General features: G+C 51.9%; 1 protein-coding gene. It reads right to left on the reverse strand.

Annotated elements, in window-relative coordinates; genetic code table 11:
- Positions 1 to 99: 99 nt before the first annotated feature.
- Positions 100 to 366, reverse strand: a 267-nt coding sequence (locus tag L248_RS16235; RefSeq protein WP_220095320.1) for a hypothetical protein, incomplete at its 5' end; no start/stop codon positions are given.

Consider the following 366-nt stretch of genomic DNA (forward strand, 5'->3'; position numbering starts at 1 on the left):
TAAAAAGCAAAGGACCCTTGCCCGCAAAGTGCGCGGGCAAGGGTCCTTTGCTTTTTACTGTGTCTTTCTGGGTGTTGACGTCGGTCGGGGAAGCAGGCATCAAATGCTTGCATTGCTTTCAAAACCCGTAGCAGGTTCTGATGCTTGCCAGAATTTGTGGTGAAGACAGCTGCGCAAAGAGAGCGGCGAAAGGCTGGGCATCATTGGTGGTTGTTCGCCAGTCAGTGCGGGTATGCTAAACTGAAGTTTATGACATTCTTCAGGAAGGAGCATCACCATGGCAGCAAAGGGCTTGCCTGAGTGGCAGCGGAACTTGCGCGTTTTGTGGTTTGGCAACTTTATGGCGGGGGGCGGGGTTTTTCTTAT

Source organism: Schleiferilactobacillus shenzhenensis LY-73, from assembly GCF_000469325.1.
In the GTDB taxonomy this organism is placed as follows: domain Bacteria; phylum Bacillota; class Bacilli; order Lactobacillales; family Lactobacillaceae; genus Schleiferilactobacillus; species Schleiferilactobacillus shenzhenensis.